Below are 1913 nucleotides of genomic sequence, written 5' to 3'. Positions count from 1 at the left end.
TTCCTCTAGTTTTTCGGTTTCAGGCACAGTAATTCTCGATGCTAATGACTTGGCTTGCCACTGCTGGTATATTTTGTTGCAACTGGAGCTTTCCCGATCGCTCTACGTGCGATCAAAAATACTCAATGGCGACGTTTTAGCAGTACGCCTGCACCCAAAGCGCCCAATATAAATGTACCCACCACCGAAGAAGGTTCAGGAACTATGTATGTTTGCGCCTGATTCCATGCCAACGTACCAACTTGGCGACCCATAGCTCTCCCTGCTAAGTCGCCATCTTCAAAGTGGATACTACCCATAACGACGAGAAATTCCCGCCTCCTCTGCGGCCACCGAGAAAGTATCCCATGAAAGAGTTATGTTCGTTGCTGGACCTAATTGGTTGGGAATAAGAGAAGTTCCCGCTAGTTGCGTGTAAGCAGCACCAAAAACATCGCTACCTGTAAACAGTTTGAGAACTTCAGCACCCGCAGCACTAAAGGCACTATGTCCTGACACATATTCTGGGAAAGGAGGAGTAGCTATATAAGAACTCCAATCTTCATCAATCAAATAGCGAATAGCTGTTACTGGACGTGCGGAATCGTATGCTCTTTTGGTATCCCATACAGCAATGCTGGTATCAAAAAGAGCGTTATTCAAGACAAAGAACATCTGGACATCATCATCAATGTCGTGTTTGTCTCTAGCGGACACATCCTGAGCAAAAAGATTCCAATGACCGGGTGGTGTTTCCGTTGACGGACCGTCTGACCAGTATTGAGCGATGGTTTTTTGCTCGTCATTGAGGTTGGCAACCAGATCGAAGACTTGTTGAGCCTGGTTTTCGTACTCTACTATCTCAGCGGTCGTTTTCGGACCTGTACTGGGTCGTACTTGCGAACCTGATTCGACGAGAGCAAAAGGGGTGACAAGTCCCCAGTGGGGAGTAGTAAACCTCTGCTCAGTGAAGCCTCCTTGTCCATTAGGGATGGGTAAAGGTTGCCAACGATTAGGATCGGCAAGCGTGTCAGCACTATTTACTGGCTGATAATTTGTATAATCAGAGTATGCGCCCAGATTAAGATTGCCTAACTGATTCGAGCCATCTTGATACCGGAAATCTAGTAAAACCTGTGCCGTTACGTTGCCAATCCCGGCGGGTGTACTTGTGTCGGTGGAAGTGTTGCTGGGATCGTAGCCGAGGCTAGTCATTACTTGATTAAATTGATTAGCCTGAGACGGAAATAAGTCTACTAAAGTCCGATAGGCAGCATAACTAGTTGCCTCTGCTTTGTTATTAAAAGTATTTTCTGCTTCAGGTCGTTGGAGAGTATCACCAAGCTGAGTGCTAACTGCCCTTGAGTCGTAGGCAGACCAAGCATCGTAGATACCAGTATGCACGATCGCCAGAGTACGTGCTGTTATTGTGGGAGCGGATCTAGTATCGCGTACAGCTTGTAAAGCGACCTCATTCCACAGAATAATATCGTTGCTACTTTCGCCTAGGGTCAAGTCTGCAGCTTTTGCGCTATCAATTAGGAATAAGCTTGTTAGTGCTATTCCTAAATGTAAATATAATTTCATTCAATTGCACCTATTATTTAAACAAATGATTACTTTTTTGCAGTTTTGATAGTTGGAAATCAGCGAATAATTTAGCAACCTATTTTTAGCCAATTATTAAGCTTAATGAATTGACTTCTTTTTAGTAGTCATTCAAAGCCTTGATTTAAAGAATGGTAGTGACACTAATCCAGGTTTTACAATCTGTTGTTTTGACAGTAAGTTGTGGGCTGAGAAGGTAAAAATTAAGAGACTCATTGCTATAGACAACTATGCCTTAATCTCTATAAAATAATGAAGGAAAACTATAGCTCAAGGTTACATCCACAAAAATGATCAGTGCCATGTGATTCTAAAATCTTTACAAT

Annotated in this window: 2 protein-coding genes; both read right to left on the bottom strand. The window is 43.3% G+C overall.

All coding sequences use genetic code 11. The annotated features are described in order from the left end of the window. Nucleotides 1–122 precede the first annotated feature (122 nt). A complete protein-coding gene (locus ACEW80_RS17875) occupies nt 123–254 on the bottom strand; it encodes a PEP-CTERM sorting domain-containing protein (RefSeq protein WP_373527882.1) in 132 nt (43 codons plus the stop codon). Nucleotides 255–291: 37 nt separating this feature from the next. Beyond that, on the bottom strand, nt 292–1494 hold the full coding sequence (locus tag ACEW80_RS17870; RefSeq protein WP_373527881.1) for a vanadium-dependent haloperoxidase: 1203 nt from the start codon (nt 1492–1494) through the stop codon (nt 292–294). Nucleotides 1495–1913 lie beyond the last annotated feature (419 nt).

Origin of the sequence: Nostoc sp. (genome assembly GCF_041747015.1) — a bacterium.
Classification (GTDB): Bacteria; Cyanobacteriota; Cyanobacteriia; order Cyanobacteriales; family Nostocaceae; genus Nostoc.
Note: the sequence above shows the minus strand (reverse complement) of the source record. Positions and strands in the feature narration are given on the sequence as shown.